A 16002-nucleotide genomic window follows, 5' to 3' on the forward strand; every position below is an offset into this window, starting at 1 on the left:
CCTCCGCCGCCGCCGCCAAATCCGCTCGGCGCCGTCGTGACGCCGGACTCGTTGACATAGGTGACCTTGTCGCCGAGGGTGAAGCTCACGACCTTGGTGCCTCCGCTGTAGGCGCCGCTTTCATAGAGGCCATCCTTCTGAGCGGCGTCGGAGCTGCCGCCGGTGCTGATCGTGTAGCTTTCTCCCGCCTTCAGCTCCGGCGCCGAGATGACGATGCTCTGGATCGCCTTGGCCGGGGCGAAGGTCGCGACGGACTTGCCCGCGCTGTCGGCCATCGTCACCAGCGTGCCGGCCTGGACTTGGGCCGGGAAGGTCATCAAGACAGCGCGCTGGGAGGAGGTCTCGGATGGCGCCTGCGCCATGCCGGAGCTGCCCGCGGCGATCAGCAAGCCTCCGGATTGCTCGAACGTGCCGTCGTAGTCAAGAGCGCCGTTGCCGTCCATCGTCGGCCCGTTCACGAGCACCGTGCCTCCGGACATCGTGATCGAGCCGTTGGAGTCGAGTCCGTCGCCAGCCGCGTCGACCGTCATATACCCGCCGCTGATGGCCAGCAGGGCGTTGCCCGCCGCCTCGCCGGGGCCTCCCATGCCTCCGCCGCCCTGGCCTGCCTCCATGCTCTCGCTGGAGCCCTCGGAGGCGTTGACGCCGTCGTCGCTGGCGACGATATGGATCTCTCCGTCCGAAATGGCGATGCTGGCGCTCTCCAGCCCTTCATAGCTGCCGGTGATGTTGATCTTCCCGCCGCTGATTGCCAGCGAAGCGTCCGCATGGATGCCGTCGTCGCCCGTCGCGATGCTGAAATCTCCCCCGGCAATGGCGACGGCGCCGTTGCTGTGAACGCCGTCATCGGCGGAATCGAGCTTGAACACGCCGCCCGCCACCGAGATGCCTGTCGATGCCTTCAGCCCCTTGGCGCTGGCCGACTCCGTACCGGCTGCCTCCGTCGTTCCCGACTCCGTGGCGCTCGGCGTCCGGGCCGACGCATCGCCGGACTGACCTTGCTGCGTGCCGTTCGGATCTTCCGGCATCGTGCCGCCCTGCCCCTGCTGTCCGCCCCACTGTGGAGGGCCTTCCTGCTGATGCGGCTCGGCATTGGCGCTGCCGCCGCCGGTGGCGACTTCGAACGAGCCCCCTTCAATCACCAGCGAGCTGGCGGCCTGAATGCCGTCGTTCTCCGACACGATGGAGAACGTTCCTCCCGCAATCGCCACATAACCTTTGTCGGCATCCGTATCGTTGGTCGACTTGATGCCGTCGCCGCCGGCCTTCACCGTAATGCTGCCGTCCTTGACCGCGGCCAGATCCTTGCCGACGAGGCCGTCGTCCTTGGACTCCACGGCGATCGTGCCGCTGACGATCTTGAGATCGTCCTTGCTCGTGATGCCGTCGTTGTTCAGCGCCGTCACGCTCAGCTTGCCCGTGCCGTTGACCGTCAGGTCATCCTTGCTGTAGATCGCCGCCGTCGGCGTGTCGTCTGCGGTCGTATAGCTGTCGGCGTACTTCTCGCCGTCGGCCGCCGCATTTTCCGTGCCTTCCTGGAGGGTGAGCACCGTCTTGCCCGCCGCCTTCACATAGATGGCGGGTCCGCTTGCATTGACGATCTCCGCGCCGTTCAGCACGATATGCACGATGCCGTCTTCCTTCGAATCGACGACAACGCCGCCCTCGAGCTTGCCGCTCAGCACATACGTCCCCGCCGCCGTGATGGTCACGGTCCCTCCATCGGCCGCGGCCCCGGAGCCGTCGACGCTGGCGCTTGCTCCGCTCAGCTTGACCGCGGTCGAACTCGCCGCGTCCCATGCCGCGGAGATGTCGTCGTCATCGTATTTGACGACATCCGCCAGCTTGAGCCCGGCCAGCTTGGCGACGGCCGCAGCCGTATTCGCCGGGGCGTTCACGGCCGTGCCGCCGCTTGCATCGGCAGCCGAATCCGTCGAATTCGCATTGCTGCAGCCCGCAGCCACAAGCGACGACAGGAGAACCAGCGCAGCCAGCTTCGTTTGATAGGGATGTTTCATCGTCATCGACCTCTTTTCGCTTAGTATTCCTGCACGACGGGACTCATCGTGAGGGTAATGTCCAGATTGCCGTTGCGGGTGCGGACGGCATCGAGAAAGTCCTTCGGGTTCGTTTCCGGCCCCATTTTCACCGAATACACGAGTTCATACAGGCTGCCGAGCTCCGTCGTGCGCACCTTCTTGAGCTCATACCCGACGTTGAACTTGCGAAACACTTCGTGGAAAGCTTCTTCATACCCGAGATTTTCGGGAATCGTCACCTTCAAGGTTTTCATGGCTTCCTTATGGGAGCCGAAGTTCACGAATTTCAGGACGAACATGAGCCCGCACAGGATGATCGTGAACAGCACCGCGTAGCCGAGAGCCCCGACGCCGCAGGCGAGGCCTGCCGCCATGGAGAACAGGACATAGGAGATGTCCTTGGCATCGCCCGGAGCGCTGCGGAAGCGGATGATCGAGAAGGCGCCCGCAAGGCTGAAAGCCCTGGCGATATTGCTGCCGATGAGCAGGATGATGATGGCGACGATGACGGGCAGCACGATCATCGTGAGCGTGAAGCTCTGCGAGTACGCGGGCTGGGTCCTCATGTAGGTCAGGCTGATGACGGCGCCGACGGCGATGGCGATCAGGACGGTGAGCAGCGCGTGAGGCAGCGTCAGCGTCGTGTCGGTTGCTGTGGAGGCAAAGATGGATTCGATCATAAAACGATTCTCTCCCTTTCGATCTGCGGTGCGTTTGCATGGCGGATGGATTGTTTATATTCGTTGCCGTATTTGGAAAAGCTGGTGCGGTACATGCCGAGCTCCGACAGCAGCTGCGCGAGCCAGACGGGAATCGTCTTCTGTGCCTTCACTTCCATCAGCCACTGTCCCCGCTCCATCAGCTGCTCCCCGTAATCGCCCTTCTCGAGCAGCAGGTCATGCCGCCGGGAACGGATGTTCGTGTCGAACGTGATCCGCAGATCGCGGCTCTCCTTGCTGAACATTGCGATCCGGTCGTAGGCCAGATACGTCATCGGCTGCAGCTCGTACCGGCTCAGGAAATAGTCGATTTCATTCATCACCTGCCGGTTCATTCCTGGCCGCCAGACCGGCTGGCAGCCTGTCCGGACGAATTCGTAGGCTTCGCTCAGCTTCATCGCCGACCTTCTTTTGTTCACGAGGCCGAACACTTTTTTTCTTGAGCTCCAGGTAGATTTTGGCGTCGCTCCCCGGCACCCCGTAAGCGCGGATGCGCAGCTTCTCCCTGTACTTCGGCTTCGAGAGGCTGGTGCGGATGAGCGAGTGATGCTCGGTATCATAGTAGAGATTGCTGATGGAGTAGAACTTGTCGTCGCGGTTGTATTCATCGAGCTCCATGTATGCCATCAGGCGGTTGTAGATGCCGTAGAAGGCTTTTGTATCCATCAAATACTTGTTTTCGTACCGGTTGAACACTTCGATCGCCACTGGGCAGCGCCCCTTTCCAAGTCATGTCGGGCGATGGCCTCGCCCCTTCATGTCTGTAGCTTAGTGGGTCAACCTTTAACGAAACTTAAACAATTGACGGAGAGGAAAAATAGAATGCTTTGACGTTCAAGGACTTTCCCTTCCACAGACCCTGCCCGTCCAGCGGAATCCGGAATTTTAGGGCTTGGGTGCATGTCCGCCCGAATGCTACGATTAAGGTTGATTAAAGGTTCGCTTCCTATAATGGGCGTGCAAGGCGGCTTGGAGAGGAAGAGACGGAGGGGACTTGGCTCATGCGCATATTGATAGTCGAAGACGAAGTGCATCTGGCAGAGGCGCTTTCTCAACTATTGAAAAAAAACCATTATTCCGTGGACGTCGTGAACGACGGCCACGCGGGACTCGATTACGCGCTCAGCGGCATCTACGATCTGCTTCTGCTGGATATCATGCTTCCCGGCATGGACGGGATGACGCTGCTCAAGGCGATCCGGGCGGAAGGCATCGCGGCGCCGGTCATCATGCTGACGGCCAAGGGCGAAGTCACGGACAAAATCTCGGGCCTGGACCATGGAGCGGACGATTACATCGCCAAGCCGTTCAACACCGACGAGCTGCTGGCCCGCATGCGGGCGGCGCTGCGGCGCAAGGGCGAGGTCGTGCCGGAGGACGGGCTGCGGTTCGGCAATATCGAGCTGAACACCTCGACGCTGAGGCTTTCCTGCCAGGGCAAGGAGCTCAAGCTCATCCTCAAGGAAAGCGAGCTGCTCGAGCTGCTCATCACGCGCAGGTCGGCCGTGACGTCCAAGGAGCAGATGATCGAGAAGCTGTGGGGCTTCGACTCCGAGGCGGAGCACAACAACGTGGAAGTGTATGTTTCGTTCCTGAGGAAAAAGCTGGCGTTCCTGGACGCATCGGTCCGCATCAATACGATCCGGGGCGTCGGGTATGTACTGGAGGCGACGGAATGATCTTCAATCGGCTGCGCAACCGGTTCCTGATGATGAACATGGTGATCATCTCGATCATCATGCTCGTCGCCTTCGGGTCCATCTACACGATCACCTATCAGAATACAAGCCATGACATCGACATGGAGCTCGGGCGCGTCTCCGATTTCTTTCATCAAGGAGGTCCCGGCCAAGGCGGCCAAGGCGGCCCCGGCGGCGGCATGAAGACGCCGACGGGCGGCGGTGGCGGCAGAGGAATGAATCCGCCTCCCGAGCGCTCCGTCTCGTTCGCTCTGCGGACGGATGCGGAGTGGAACCTGCTGGCCAAGGACTCGCGCTTCGACATGGACGACGAGTTCTATGAGCTGGCCAAGGAGCGCGCCGTCGCGAATCCGGTCGAGAACGGCCGCTTTACGCTCGACGGCACCGACTGGGCTTACAGCACGCAGCGTACCGCGGAAGGCTATACCGTCGTTTACCTGGACGTGACCGCCCAGCAGAAAATTCTCACCACGATGATCTACACGTTCTCTCTGGTCGCTCTCGTCATGCTCGCCGTCATCTATTTTGTGAGCCGGTACTTCGCAGGCCGCTCCATCGCTCCGGTGCGGGAGGCGTTCGACAAGCAGAAGCGCTTCATCGCCGATGCCTCGCACGAGCTGAAGACGCCTCTGGCCGTCATCAACACCAACGCCGACGTGCTGCTCGCGAACAGCGACGACACGATCGCCGCTCAAGCCAAGTGGCTGCATCACATCAAGTCGGAAACCGAGCGCATGAAGACGCTGACGAACGACCTGCTGTACCTGACCGAGATGGAGGATGCCCGCGACCGGGTGCTCCAGGTTCCGTTCAACCTGAGCGAAGCGGTGGAAAGCGTCATTTTGACGATGGAGGCGGTCATCTACGAAAAGGACCTGGAATTCTCGTATGAGATTCAGCCCGGCCTGACTGCCGTCGGCAGCAGCGAGCAGATCCGCCAGGTCGTCATGATCCTGCTGGACAACGCCGTGAAATACACCAACAAAAAAGGCTCCATCAACGTCGAGCTGATGAAGCAGCATAACCAGATTCAGTTGAAGGTGTCCAATACCGGGGATGGAATCCCCCCCGAGCATCTGGAGAAAATATTCGACCGCTTTTACCGGGTCGACGCCTCCCGCTCCCGCAGCGGCGGCGGCTACGGGCTGGGGCTGGCGATCGCGAGGTCGATCTTGGAGCAGCATGGGGGACGGATCTGGGCGAAGAGCGAGCCCGGCAGCTCGACGTCCTTTTATTTCATGGTGCCCTCCGTTTTTTAAGCTTTCGAACATCCAAATCCAAGGCCGTCTTCCCCGTGCACAATGAGGTGGAATGACGGTGCGTAGCGCTCTCTATGACTGAATCAGAAAGCCATGCAAAAAACGCAGGAAGCGTCTCGAAAGAGCGCCTCCTGCTTTTTTTTCTTTTCCATCCCTGCGTCAGTTCAATTCCACCGTCTTGTTCAAATCCATATGCTCCTGCTTGCCCGTCATCTTCTTGAACAGCTGGGTCACCATCTTGGCCTTGCTGCCGGTTTCCCAGTATTCCGCCGTCTCGGCCTTCACCTTGATCAGCACCAGATCCGGATCGTCGCTCGACATGCCGAGCAGCTTCTCGTAGGTCGGATTCCAGATCTCCTTGATCTTGGCCCGGTCGTTCACCAGCTCGGCTTCGCCGCGGACCGACACATACGATTTGCCGACGTAGGCGACGTTGACGTTGCGATTATGCTGAAGCTCCTCGAACTTGTCCGTTTCCTTTGTGGTGATGAACCACAGGTCTCCGTCGAACTCGACCTCCTGGGTCTGCATCGGACGGGACACCAGACCTTCGTCCGTTACCGTCGTGAGCATCGCGATATCGATTCCTTTGATCAGATCCCGGACCTTCTCGACAGCCTCGTGGCTTGCGGTATGTTGATTCGACATGCTGGTCACCTCATTCATTTAGTTTGATTTCCATTGCTGCTCCGACAAGCGGATTCGGCCTGCACTCTACAAGCCTTCCCAAGTGATATCTTCTTAAACGAAATGAAGGACAGCCAAACCAGCCGTCTCCCCCGCTGCATGGAAGGATTTACATCCTTTTGGATATGCAATAGACTTTACGAGAACCTCATTTACATATTCTTAACCATTCAAAAGGAGAGATTCCTACCTTGTCCAATCCTCTCAAGCGCAGCGCCAAGCTCCTTCTCGGCCTCGCGCTGTCAGCCGCTGCTCTTGCTGCACCGCTTACGGCTCCGACCGCTCACGCGGAGGAGGCGGCAGCCGATACGACGACGATCTCGCTGCTCGGCACCTCCGACATTCACGGCCGCTTCATGCCTTGGGATTACGCCCTGGACGGTCCCAACCCCGCGGGGAGCATGACCCAGCTGTACACGATGATCAAGAAGGTGCGCGCGGAGAATCCCAATACGATTCTGCTCGACGCTGGAGACATGATCCAGGACAACTCGGCCGAGCTGTTCAACGACCAGCCGCAGTCTCCGATGATGGTCGCCATGAACGAAATGAACTATGACGCCTGGGTCATGGGCAACCATGAATTCAACTTCGGCCTCGACGTGCTGGCGAAAATTTCTTCCCAATTCCACGGCCAGCCGCTGGTCGGCAACATCTACAAGGAGAACGGCGAACGCTACATGCCGGCCTACACGATCATCGAGAGAGACGGCGTGAAGATCGGCGTTGTCGGCATGAACACGCCTATGATCACGGAATTCGAGAAAGGAACCAACCATCTGGACGGCGTCGTCGTCAAGGATCCCGTGGAAGAGACAAAAAAAGCCATCGCCGAGCTCGACGGCAAGGTGGACGCCATCGTCGGCCTCATGCACATGGGCCTGGAGAATGAGAATGGTAAGCCCGGCACAGGCGTAAAGGACGTGGCCAATGCCAATCCGCAGCTCGCCGCCATTTTCGCCGGACATATGCATACGCTCGTCGAATCCGAGACGGTGAACGGCGTCATCATCTCGGAGCCGAACAAGTACGGCTCCCATCTGTCCCGGATCGACCTTACGTTCGAGAAGCAGGGAGACAGGATGGTGCTGCAGGAAAAGCAGGCGTTCGCGCTTCCGGTGAAGGCGGCAGACGGCACGTTCGCCGTGTCCGACCCCGGCCTCGAAGGCAAGCTGCAGCCCTTCCATGAGTTCGCCCGGGCGGATGCGAACACCATCGTGGCCCAGCTGAAAGGGATGAACATGGTCCCGGCCGACGAGATCAAGGGCATTCCGGCCGTTCAGGTCCAGGAGACGCCGCTGTCGGACTTCTTCAGCGAAGTGATGCTCCATTACAGCAAGGCGGATGTCGTCGCCCACCAGATCGACAACGACAAGGCGAAGCTCGACGTCGGCCCGATCAAGAAGAAGGACATCGCCTTCAACTATCAGTTCGCCCTCGGCGAAGTCACCGTCTACGAGGTGACCGGCAAGGATCTGAAGGACTACATGGAGTGGGCGGCAGGCTACTTCAACTCCACCCGTCCGGGCGACGTCACGGTCAGCTTCGACAAGAAGCGGCGCGCCTCCAAATACAGCACCAACGATTTCTTCGGCGGCGTGACCTATGAGATCGACCTGACCGAGCCTTACGGCAGCCGAATCAAGAATCTGGCCGATCTCAAAGGCAACCCCATCCTGCCAGGCGATACGCTGAAACTAGGCATGAACGCCTACCGCATGGATGCTCTGAGAGCTCCTGGAGGAGCGCTTGCAGGCCGTACCTTCAAGCAGCTGTGGTCTTCCAAGGATGCGACCGCATTCGGCGAGGACAAGGGCACGATCCGCAACCTGTCCATTTCTTACCTGAAGGAAGTCCAGAACGGCGTGTATGAGCCGCAGCCGGCCCAGCATTGGAAAATCACCGGCGTCGATACGGCCGCTCCGGCCCGCGCCGACATCGTGGAGCTGATCAATGCCGGCATTTTGCCGGTTCCAGCGACGGATGACGGCAAGTATACGAATGTGGCCTCCATCAACGTCCGGGATGCCGTCAGCGCGGATGAAATCGCCCAGCTGTCCGCCAAAGCGGGCGTGAGCAAAGCTCTGTTCGAAGGGCTGAAAACCAAAGGCGAGTTCTATCAAAGCCTGAACAAAGCGCGGAAGGATGCCGCGAGTCCGGCTCCGACCAACCCGCCTGTCGTTCCGTCCGTCTCGCCGACGCCTTCTCCGGTGAATCCCGCGACTCCGGCTCCGACGGCTACGGCGGCTCCTAGTCCGGCGACTCCGACTCCGACTCCGGCGGCTACAGCAGCTCCGGCTCCGAAACCTCCACTTGCGGTAAAACCGGGCAAGCCCGCAACGGTGAAGCCCGTCCCATCACTTCAGAAGAAAGCCAAGGTGACCGCCGCTTTCCTGAACGTGCGCGCCCAGGCGTCCTCGACGGCGAAGATTTTGGCCACGGTGCCAAAAGGAACGGTGTTCACCGTTACGGGCTGGAAGCAGGGCTGGATCGAGGTAAGCTACAAAGGAAACAAAGCTTTCGTATACGGCAAGTACGTCGCCGTCATCAAGTAAATCGGTAGGATTCAAAAAGGCTGCCCCCTAGGGCAGCCTTTTCTCATGCAAGGAGGGTCTATCCGCGACGATCACAGCCTGCAAAACGCATGGAAGGAACTTGCCTTTCAAGCAATCCATCTTCCGGGCGCTTATCTCTGCCTCAGCCGCTCTAGGCATAAGCCAATAGCCGTTACCTTATCCATCGCCGCTCCTTGACCATGAGCGGCTTCAATCGCATCTCCCGCTATATCGGTGAATATGTGGATAAACCCGTTCATAAACTCGCCGTCTCAAATATCCACATGTGGATATCTCCTTAACTCAAGCTGCCTCTCTTATCCACAGCCGGACTCTAGTTGGATTCCATCGCCATCCACAGAAAAAAGCCTCTCTCCCGCCTGGGGAAAGAAGCTCTTCGGAACGTCCCGCCCTGCCGGCAGTCCGTGCGGCCTTACAATCTCATCCGGATTATACGATCAAGAATTCCGCTTTCTCTTCGCACAAGTCACATTTCACCGGCGGGTCCCAATTCGCAAAATGCGTTTCATTCAGATTCACCATATCCGGCGCATCCTCGTACTCATCCACGAACTTGTCCAAAGCCAGCTCAATATGCTCCTTGCACACGCAATACATTCGATGACCTACCCCGCTTCGTATCTTGTAAGTTTACCTTCGTCCCTACCATTGTACCACATCCCCGGCAGAGGCATTCAATCCCCTGCTTCCGGGAAATAAAAGAAAATCCGGCCTGCAGGCTGCAAGCCGGATCGATCCCTCGTTCTCTATCGCTCCAATCACGCTACTCGTCGTCGTCCGCCTTGTCCTGGAGCTTGAACGTGACGCTCTCCTGCTTGGAGTCGCGATAGAACGTCACCTTGATCTTGTCGCCGATCTGCTTCTTGCCGTACAGGTACTTGCGCAGCTCCATCGTGCTGCTGATCGGCTGATCGTCCAGCTGCACGATGACGTCGTTGAACTGCAGCCCCGCATCCAGGGCGGGACCGACCGATTCCAGGACGATGACGCCCTTTTTCACCTCGGCGGGAAGCTTCGGACCGGAGCCCTCTGCCTCGCCGTCCGCTCCCTGCGCGGAGCCTTTGCTGCCCGGCAGGCTCTGCTGCGCGAAGTAGGAAGCCAGATCCAGCGTGTAGACGCCGAGATACGGACGCGGAACCTTGCCGCTTGCCATCAGCTGGTCGACGATCGGAATGACGTTGTTGACCGGAATCGCGAAACCGACCCCTTCAACCCCGACATCCGCGATCTTCATGCTGTTGATGCCGATTACTTTGCCCTGCATGTCGATGAGCGGACCGCCGCTGTTGCCCTGATTGATGGAAGCATCGGTCTGGATGACCTCCTGCTCCCAATCGTAGTTGCCGTCCTGGCTCAGCGAGACGGGAATGATCTGCTTCGTCTTGCTGACGATGCCCATGGACAGGGAGTCGCCGAGGCCGAGGGGGTTGCCGATCGCCATGACCATCTCTCCGGACTGGAGCTTGGAGGAATCGCCGAGCTCCGCCACGATGTCGATGCCCTTGCCGTCGATCTCCAGCACAGCCAGATCCGTAATGTAGTCGCTGCCCACCAGCTTGGCGGGACGCGATTCGCCGTTGATACGGACGGCCTTCAACGCCGATGCGCCTTCCACGACGTGGTTGTTCGTGATGATGTACGCCTTGCCGTCCTTCTTGGCGAAGATGACGCCGCTGCCGACGCTGGCCGGCTGCAGCTCGCCTTCCGGCGCGTCCTCTGCCTGGCCTTCCGGCGTATCCGGCTGCATCGAGCTGCCCCCGTCTGCATTGTCCGCAGACCCGCTGCCGCTCTGGCTGCGGTCGGGAGCCGCCTGCTCGTTGACGATGCTGACGACGGCCGGGCGCACCTTGGCGGATGCCGCGACGGTCTGCTGGATCGCGTCGCCGGGAGCGACCAGTCCGGCCGCTGGCGGCGATGCCGCTTCACTGACGGCGGCAGCCTGAGTGCCGCCGCTGCCGATGGCAAGCGTCAGCACCAGGACGATGACGGCCCCGCTGGCGGCCGATACGGCGACGAGCCGGCCCGCTCCCCAGCTTCTGCGGCTGCGCAGCGGGAACCCGGAGATTGGCTTGCGGTTTTTTTTGCTTGTGCGCCGGGATACTGCTGTCGAATAAAACTCATCGTCGAACAATCCCACTGTAACCCGCTCCTCCCGTGATATGCGCACGCGGTAACTGCCATATAGTTAAGCATACGTGCCTGCCTGATTTTCAACTACAGGATGTTTTTTCTCTACTTGGAATGATTTCGGAAGATTCGTCTAGAATAATAATAGAGAGCCGGTCTGCCTGTTACCTATTCAACGACCTCAAGGCACCGAATGTTGCAGGTCCGCTCCAATCTTGGTCAAAGGAAGAGTGATTCCGACATGGATATCAAGCTTGTTCAACCGCCGGCTGGAGTCCCTAACGCCTGGGACCAGGTAACCCTGCACGCCAAGATGGGAGATCTGGCCGACAACCAGTACCGCACCCTCCTCGCGCTGAGCGCCATGCTGGAGCTGCTCGTCGAGAAGGGCCTGCTTACCCGGCAGGAGCTGGAGGCCAAGTCGGCTCAGCTGGAAGCCGCGGACAACGAGCCGCTCAAAGCGCTTTCCGCTTTATTTGATCCCATGGAGTAGGCTGGTCGGGATACGTTCCGCGCAGCGGATGCTCGTCCTGCCGGAAGAAATGTCCCTTGTCCTCCATGACCTGGTTGACCGTCAGCCTGGCCAGGTCCGGCATGTTGTGGTTCAAGCTGAGATGAGCCAGGTATACCCGCCTCGTCCGGTCCGTCATGAGCTCGCACAGCGCCTCTCCGGCGGCCTCGTTGGACAAATGGCCGATATCGCTGAGAATCCGGCGCTTGATGTTCCATGGGTACCGGCCCATGCGCAGCATCTCCGGATCATGGTTCGATTCCAGGACGAGCACGTCGGAATCGATGATGTTGCGGCGGACGATGTCGCTGACATAACCGAGGTCCGTCGCCAGACTGAGCTTGTAGCCGTCATCCGTGAACGTATAGCCGACCGGCTCGGCCGCGTCGTGGGAGATCGGATACGAGCGCACTCCCATGCTGCCGAACCGGATCTCCTCGCCGGTGCCCATCACGATGCGCCTCTCTTGCGGGACGTTGCCCGCATGCCGCTCCAGAGCCGCCCAGGTCGCCTCGTTGGCGTATACAGGCAGCTCATATTTGCGCGCCAGCGCGTTCAATCCCTTGATATGGTCCGAATGCTCGTGCGTGATCATCAGCGCGTCCACGTCATGCCCTGTCACGCCTTGAAGATACATGAGCTCCTCCAGCTTCTTGAGGCTGAGCCCCGCATCCACCATCACCGTCTTGTCCCCGCTCTGCACCAGCGTCGCATTGCCCGTCGAACCGCTCGCCAGCACAGTGAATCTGAATTCCATTCCGCATGTTCCTTCCTTACGCTCCAGGCGTTGCTCCTGCAGGCCTATCCGCTCTATCGCATGAAGCAGACGGCCTCATGCCGCTGCAGAGCCTCTCGGCTCGCCATTTCACTATGAAAACCTATTGTACCATACCAATGACGGCATGCCTTTCCAAGGAAAAGAAAATTCCGGCCGAAAGGAATGTGCGTCCCGGCGAAAGCCCTTGGCCTCCCATGCTTCGCGGGATGCCGGTCCTCGTGCCGCGGCCGCCGTTGGCGCCAGCCATAACGCCTTGTCCAGAGGCGGCCGCCTCTCTATTTGCCGGTGCCCGGCGAGGAAGGCGGCTGCGGCTGAGCCGCGTCCGTCAGCACCTCTCCGCTGTACGCCTGAAGGTAGATGACGCTGCCGTCCTCCATCAGAATTCTCCAGGACGGCGTGGATACCTGCGTCTCGGAGTCGAACAGCTGGCCTTCCTTGTAGCCGAGCCGAATTTCCTTGATGACGGCATGCTCGGGAACGTAGCGCTCGATGATTTCCGTGCGGATGACCTTGGAGGCGGGCAGGACGGACTGCGGCGGGCTCTGCTGCTCCGAGGGGAGCAGCTCGATCCGCTGCTGCCGGTAGCCGGTAATCCGCTGATTGCTGTAATAGAGCTCCAGCCGGACGTTGAACATCGGCCTTCCTTCCGCCATCCGGTACAGCACGAACTTGCGGTCGTCATATACCGCCGTGTCCAGATCGTATTTGCCGATTTCGGGAATGACGCCTCCCAGAGCCTTGCTCAGCTCCTTGGGGTCGAACACGACGCGGCTGTCTACGGGGGTCTGAAGCTCCGTGATCTCGCCGCCCTGCGCCTCTCCCCCAGAGGCGTCTCCATTCTGCTCGTCCGCATCCATGTCTACATAACGATAGGTCAGGTTTTGCAGCTCCGGCGTTTCCTTCGGAATGCCGCCTGTCAGCTCGATGCCTTTGCTCTTCATCGCTGCCAGCGTGTCGGGGGACAATCCAGCCACCGTATTGTTCGGCTGCAGCCGCTCGCGCACATCCATCCAGAGCTGATAGCCGAGCAGCATGTTGAGCAGCAGAAAAGCTAGAATCAGAACGCTTTTCGCCCTTCCCCAATCCATCAGCCGCTTCCCCCTTTCCCGGCGCCGGCAGCGGGATCCGCGGCCGCGCCGCCATCAGCGGTGCTGCCGCTTGCCAGCGGACCCTGGAGCCCTTCGGAGCTGCCCGGGGATGGCGTCGGGCTGGGGGTCGGCGTCGGCGCAGCCGCCGAGAGATCGGTTCTCGTTAGATCCGATCCGTCGTAGCTCTCCGCGAGCGGCCCGATCAGCGTCTGCTCCGTGCCGTCCTTGAGACGGACGGCCCACACCGGGGTGAACCGGATGCTGCCTTCATCGGCTCGATACGCCTTCACCGCCGGGTACAAGGAACGAATCTCCGAACGGCGCTCATACCCCGAGATCGCGGCCTCCAGCGAGCTTCCGCCGGGCAGCCAGCGCACCGCCTTGCGTGTCGGCGAGCCGCTGAGGGTGATCAGCGAGCGCTCATAAGCGGTGACATTCCCTTGCTGGACCGTCAGTTGAATATAGCCGAAGCGGAACTCCGGCGACGGAACGATCGGCAGAATCCGGTTCTCCCCGAAACGGAAGTACTGGCGGAACAGCAGGAAATGCTGATCCGCTCCGGCGCTTGAGCCGTTCGCCGCGCCGCTACCGCCCGGCTGAGGCGTGCGGTCCGGCCTTCGGGGCTCGGTCATCCCCTCGAGCTGATGCAGGCCGTCCCAGCCGCCATGCTGGTTGACGAACAGCACCGAGCTTGAGATGCTGCCGGCCGGAGTCGTCCGGCTTGCGCCCGTCCCGGCTCCGCTGAGCGGCGCGGCCGGATCCGTATAGCTGATCCACTGCCCGTCCTGCTCGACCTGCAGCGTCCGCTTGCCGTCCGTATACACCTGCGAGCCCGTCCGGTCTTTGCGGCTGCGCGTCATGCCGGGGTCGAAGAACAGATTGCGCTGCAGCAGATCCGGTGAGTACGTCTGGTAATTCGTCTCCGCCTCGGCCGCTTCAACCGGCTGCTGCGGCAGGTAGACGCCGTAGATATTAGGCTTGTAGGGAGTCCAATATTCGCCGAGGCCGACATCATCCTCCACATCCCGCACGGTCAAGTCGGCTTGAGTCGCCTCATACGCTGCGCTGCCGTTCGTGCTGAAGAAGAACGTCCTCACTTCCTCGCTGCCGGCGCTGCGGAAGATCCAGATCCGGTCGATCGTGTCCGACTGGAAGGTGCCGTCGCTGCTTTCCAGCTGAAGCATGCGCGAGAGCAGCTGAACCGGAAGCCCGCTGCCGAGCCTCAGCTCGATGCCGAGGTTGCGGTCGCGGATTTCCAGCCAGTTCACGATCTCGGCGCTCGTCCGCTGGAAGCCGCCGAACTGGCGGCCCTTCAATTTGCTCATGATCAGGCTGTAGAAAGGGAGATCGCCCGGATTGAGCACCGTATGGTTGCCGTTGCCGAAATGCAGGATCATCTGCTCAGGGAACAGCACGTCCTCGGTTTTGCTTTCCGGTCCCATCTGCTCCGTATTGACGTAGTTCTGCGGCGTCCGCACGGCAGTTCCCGGCACGCTGTAGGAAAGCATGTAGCTCTGGACGAGGCTGAGCACGACAAGCACGGCAAGCATCCATGTTTTGGCTCTTTCCATTAGGCCGGCTCCCCCTTCTCCTGCAGTCTCGGCACGAAGAACGTCACCGTCGTGCCGACATCAAGCTCCGACTCCAGAGCCATCGACCCGCCGTGCGCCTTGATAATTTCCCGGGCAATGGACAGGCCGAGCCCCGTGCCGCCCATTTCCCTCGAGCGGGCTTTGTCGACCCGGTAGAAACGGTCGAATATCCGGCTCAGATCCCGCTTCGGAATGCCGATTCCGGAGTCCTTGACGCTGACGGCGAGCATATCTCCCTCATGCTCGCGCGCCGCCAGCTCGATCCGGCCGCCCTCCAGCGTGTATTTGATCGCATTCGACATCAGATTGTCCAGCACCTGGTCGATCTGGTCGCGGTCCAGCACGGCGGTGTGCACGCCCGGCTCGACGCGGACGACGGCGCGGATTCCCTTCTTGCGCATCTGGACGGAGAATCGGTCCGCGACCTCATCCAGCATGTCCGCGATTTCCGTCTCCCGGCGCCGCAGCGTCGACTGCTGGGAATCCAGCCGCGACAGATGGAGCAGATCGGAGACGAGCCGGATCATCCGCTCGGTCTCGTTGCGGATGACGCCGACAAAACGGCCGGCCAGCTCCGGCTCCGCAAGGGCGCCGTCATCAAGCGCCTCCGCATAGCTGCGGATCGTCGTCAGCGGCGTCCGCAGCTCATGGGACACATTCGCGACGAATTCCCGCCGCGACTGGTCCAGCTTCTCCTGCTCGGTAATATCCTGGAGCAGCGCGATCGTCCCCCGTAATGCCGCGGCCGCGCCGGTGGATCGGACTCAGCGTCACGCGCAGCACCCAGCGCTCCTCGCCGTCCGGCGACTCCTTCACGAGCACCGCGGCCAGTCCGCGCGACCTGCGCASCGCTTCWWGMYGCGCCGGGAGCGTTAGGCTCGTTCGAGGCGTTCAAGGCGCTCGGAGCATTCGATTCTTTGGACTGG

The 16002-nt window shown here is 60.6% G+C and carries 12 protein-coding genes and 2 pseudogenes; 4 read left to right on the forward strand and 10 right to left on the reverse strand.

Translation table 11 applies throughout. The features are described 5' to 3' along the window. From BN871_RS08190 to BN871_RS08200, 3 genes and pseudogenes are all read right to left on the reverse strand, one after another. A partial coding sequence (locus tag BN871_RS08190; RefSeq protein WP_048745317.1) for a carbohydrate-binding domain-containing protein occupies nt 1–2018 on the reverse strand: 2018 nt, incomplete at its 3' end. A gap of 20 nt (nt 2019–2038) precedes the next feature. Next, entirely contained in the window at nt 2039–2719 is a 681-nt protein-coding gene (locus BN871_RS08195) for a DUF4956 domain-containing protein (protein ID WP_048745318.1), read from the reverse strand. Then, nucleotides 2716–3424 (reverse strand): annotated as a pseudogene (locus BN871_RS08200) (polyphosphate polymerase domain-containing protein). Before BN871_RS08200 ends, BN871_RS08195 begins: the two are co-directional and overlap by 4 nt. A gap of 335 nt (nt 3425–3759) precedes the next feature. Here BN871_RS08200 and BN871_RS08205 point away from each other — a divergent pair. Beyond that, on the forward strand, nt 3760–4437 hold the full coding sequence (locus BN871_RS08205; RefSeq protein ID WP_021880299.1) for a response regulator transcription factor: 678 nt from the start codon (nt 3760–3762) through the stop codon (nt 4435–4437). Next, nucleotides 4437–5717, forward strand: a complete 1281-nt coding sequence (locus BN871_RS08210) for a cell wall metabolism sensor histidine kinase WalK (RefSeq protein ID WP_048745323.1) — start codon at nt 4437–4439, stop codon at nt 5715–5717. The genes BN871_RS08205 and BN871_RS08210 overlap by 1 nt, the downstream gene beginning before the upstream one ends. A 159-nt stretch (nt 5718–5876) precedes the next feature. On the opposite strand, the gene BN871_RS08215 is transcribed toward BN871_RS08210, so the two are convergent. After that, nucleotides 5877–6365 carry a pyridoxamine 5'-phosphate oxidase family protein gene (locus BN871_RS08215; RefSeq protein ID WP_048745324.1) on the reverse strand — a complete coding sequence of 163 codons (489 nt, stop codon included), beginning with the start codon at nt 6363–6365 and terminating at the stop codon, nt 5877–5879. Between the two features lie 221 nt (nt 6366–6586). On the opposite strand from BN871_RS08215, the gene BN871_RS08220 reads away from it, so the two are divergent. After that, the gene (locus BN871_RS08220) at nt 6587–8959 is read left to right on the forward strand and encodes a 5'-nucleotidase C-terminal domain-containing protein (protein WP_374725881.1); all 2373 of its coding nucleotides are present in this window, start codon (nt 6587–6589) and stop codon (nt 8957–8959) included. A gap of 450 nt (nt 8960–9409) precedes the next feature. Here the strand turns inward: BN871_RS08220 and BN871_RS26705 are convergent, their stop codons facing one another. Together BN871_RS26705 and BN871_RS08225 are read right to left on the reverse strand one after the other, a co-directional pair. Next, nucleotides 9410–9577, reverse strand: coding sequence for a CxxH/CxxC protein (locus BN871_RS26705; protein ID WP_021880303.1), 168 nt, complete (start codon nt 9575–9577; stop codon nt 9410–9412). Nucleotides 9578–9743: 166 nt separating this feature from the next. Continuing rightward, nucleotides 9744–11117 carry a S1C family serine protease gene (locus tag BN871_RS08225; protein ID WP_048745320.1) on the reverse strand — a complete coding sequence of 458 codons (1374 nt, stop codon included), beginning with the start codon at nt 11115–11117 and terminating at the stop codon, nt 9744–9746. A gap of 231 nt (nt 11118–11348) precedes the next feature. Between BN871_RS08225 and BN871_RS08230 the strand changes: the two genes are divergently transcribed. Next, nucleotides 11349–11600 (forward strand): hypothetical protein, encoded by a 252-nt coding sequence (locus BN871_RS08230; protein ID WP_021880305.1) that lies wholly within the window; start codon nt 11349–11351, stop codon nt 11598–11600. Here BN871_RS08230 and BN871_RS08235 read toward each other — a convergent pair. The 4 genes and pseudogenes from BN871_RS08235 to BN871_RS08250 all read right to left on the reverse strand — a co-directional run. Then, entirely contained in the window at nt 11563–12375 is an 813-nt protein-coding gene (locus BN871_RS08235; protein WP_048745321.1) for an MBL fold metallo-hydrolase, read from the reverse strand. The two genes, BN871_RS08230 and BN871_RS08235, sit on opposite strands and share 38 nt — an antisense overlap. Nucleotides 12376–12671: 296 nt before the next feature. After that, nucleotides 12672–13484: a two-component system regulatory protein YycI gene (yycI, locus tag BN871_RS08240; protein WP_048745322.1), complete on the reverse strand. Its 813-nt coding sequence runs from the start codon at nt 13482–13484 to the stop codon at nt 12672–12674. Then, entirely contained in the window at nt 13484–15055 is a 1572-nt protein-coding gene (yycH, locus tag BN871_RS08245) for a two-component system activity regulator YycH (RefSeq protein ID WP_021881639.1), read from the reverse strand. The genes yycI and yycH overlap by 1 nt, the downstream gene beginning before the upstream one ends. Continuing rightward, a pseudogene (locus tag BN871_RS08250) lies at nt 15055–15943 on the reverse strand (ATP-binding protein); the annotation flags it as partial. The pseudogene BN871_RS08250 and the gene yycH, both read right to left, overlap by 1 nt. Nucleotides 15944–16002: the final 59 nt, after the last annotated feature.

Source organism: Paenibacillus sp. P22, assembly GCF_000469945.2.
Classification (GTDB): Bacteria; Bacillota; Bacilli; order Paenibacillales; family Paenibacillaceae; genus Paenibacillus_O; species Paenibacillus_O humicus.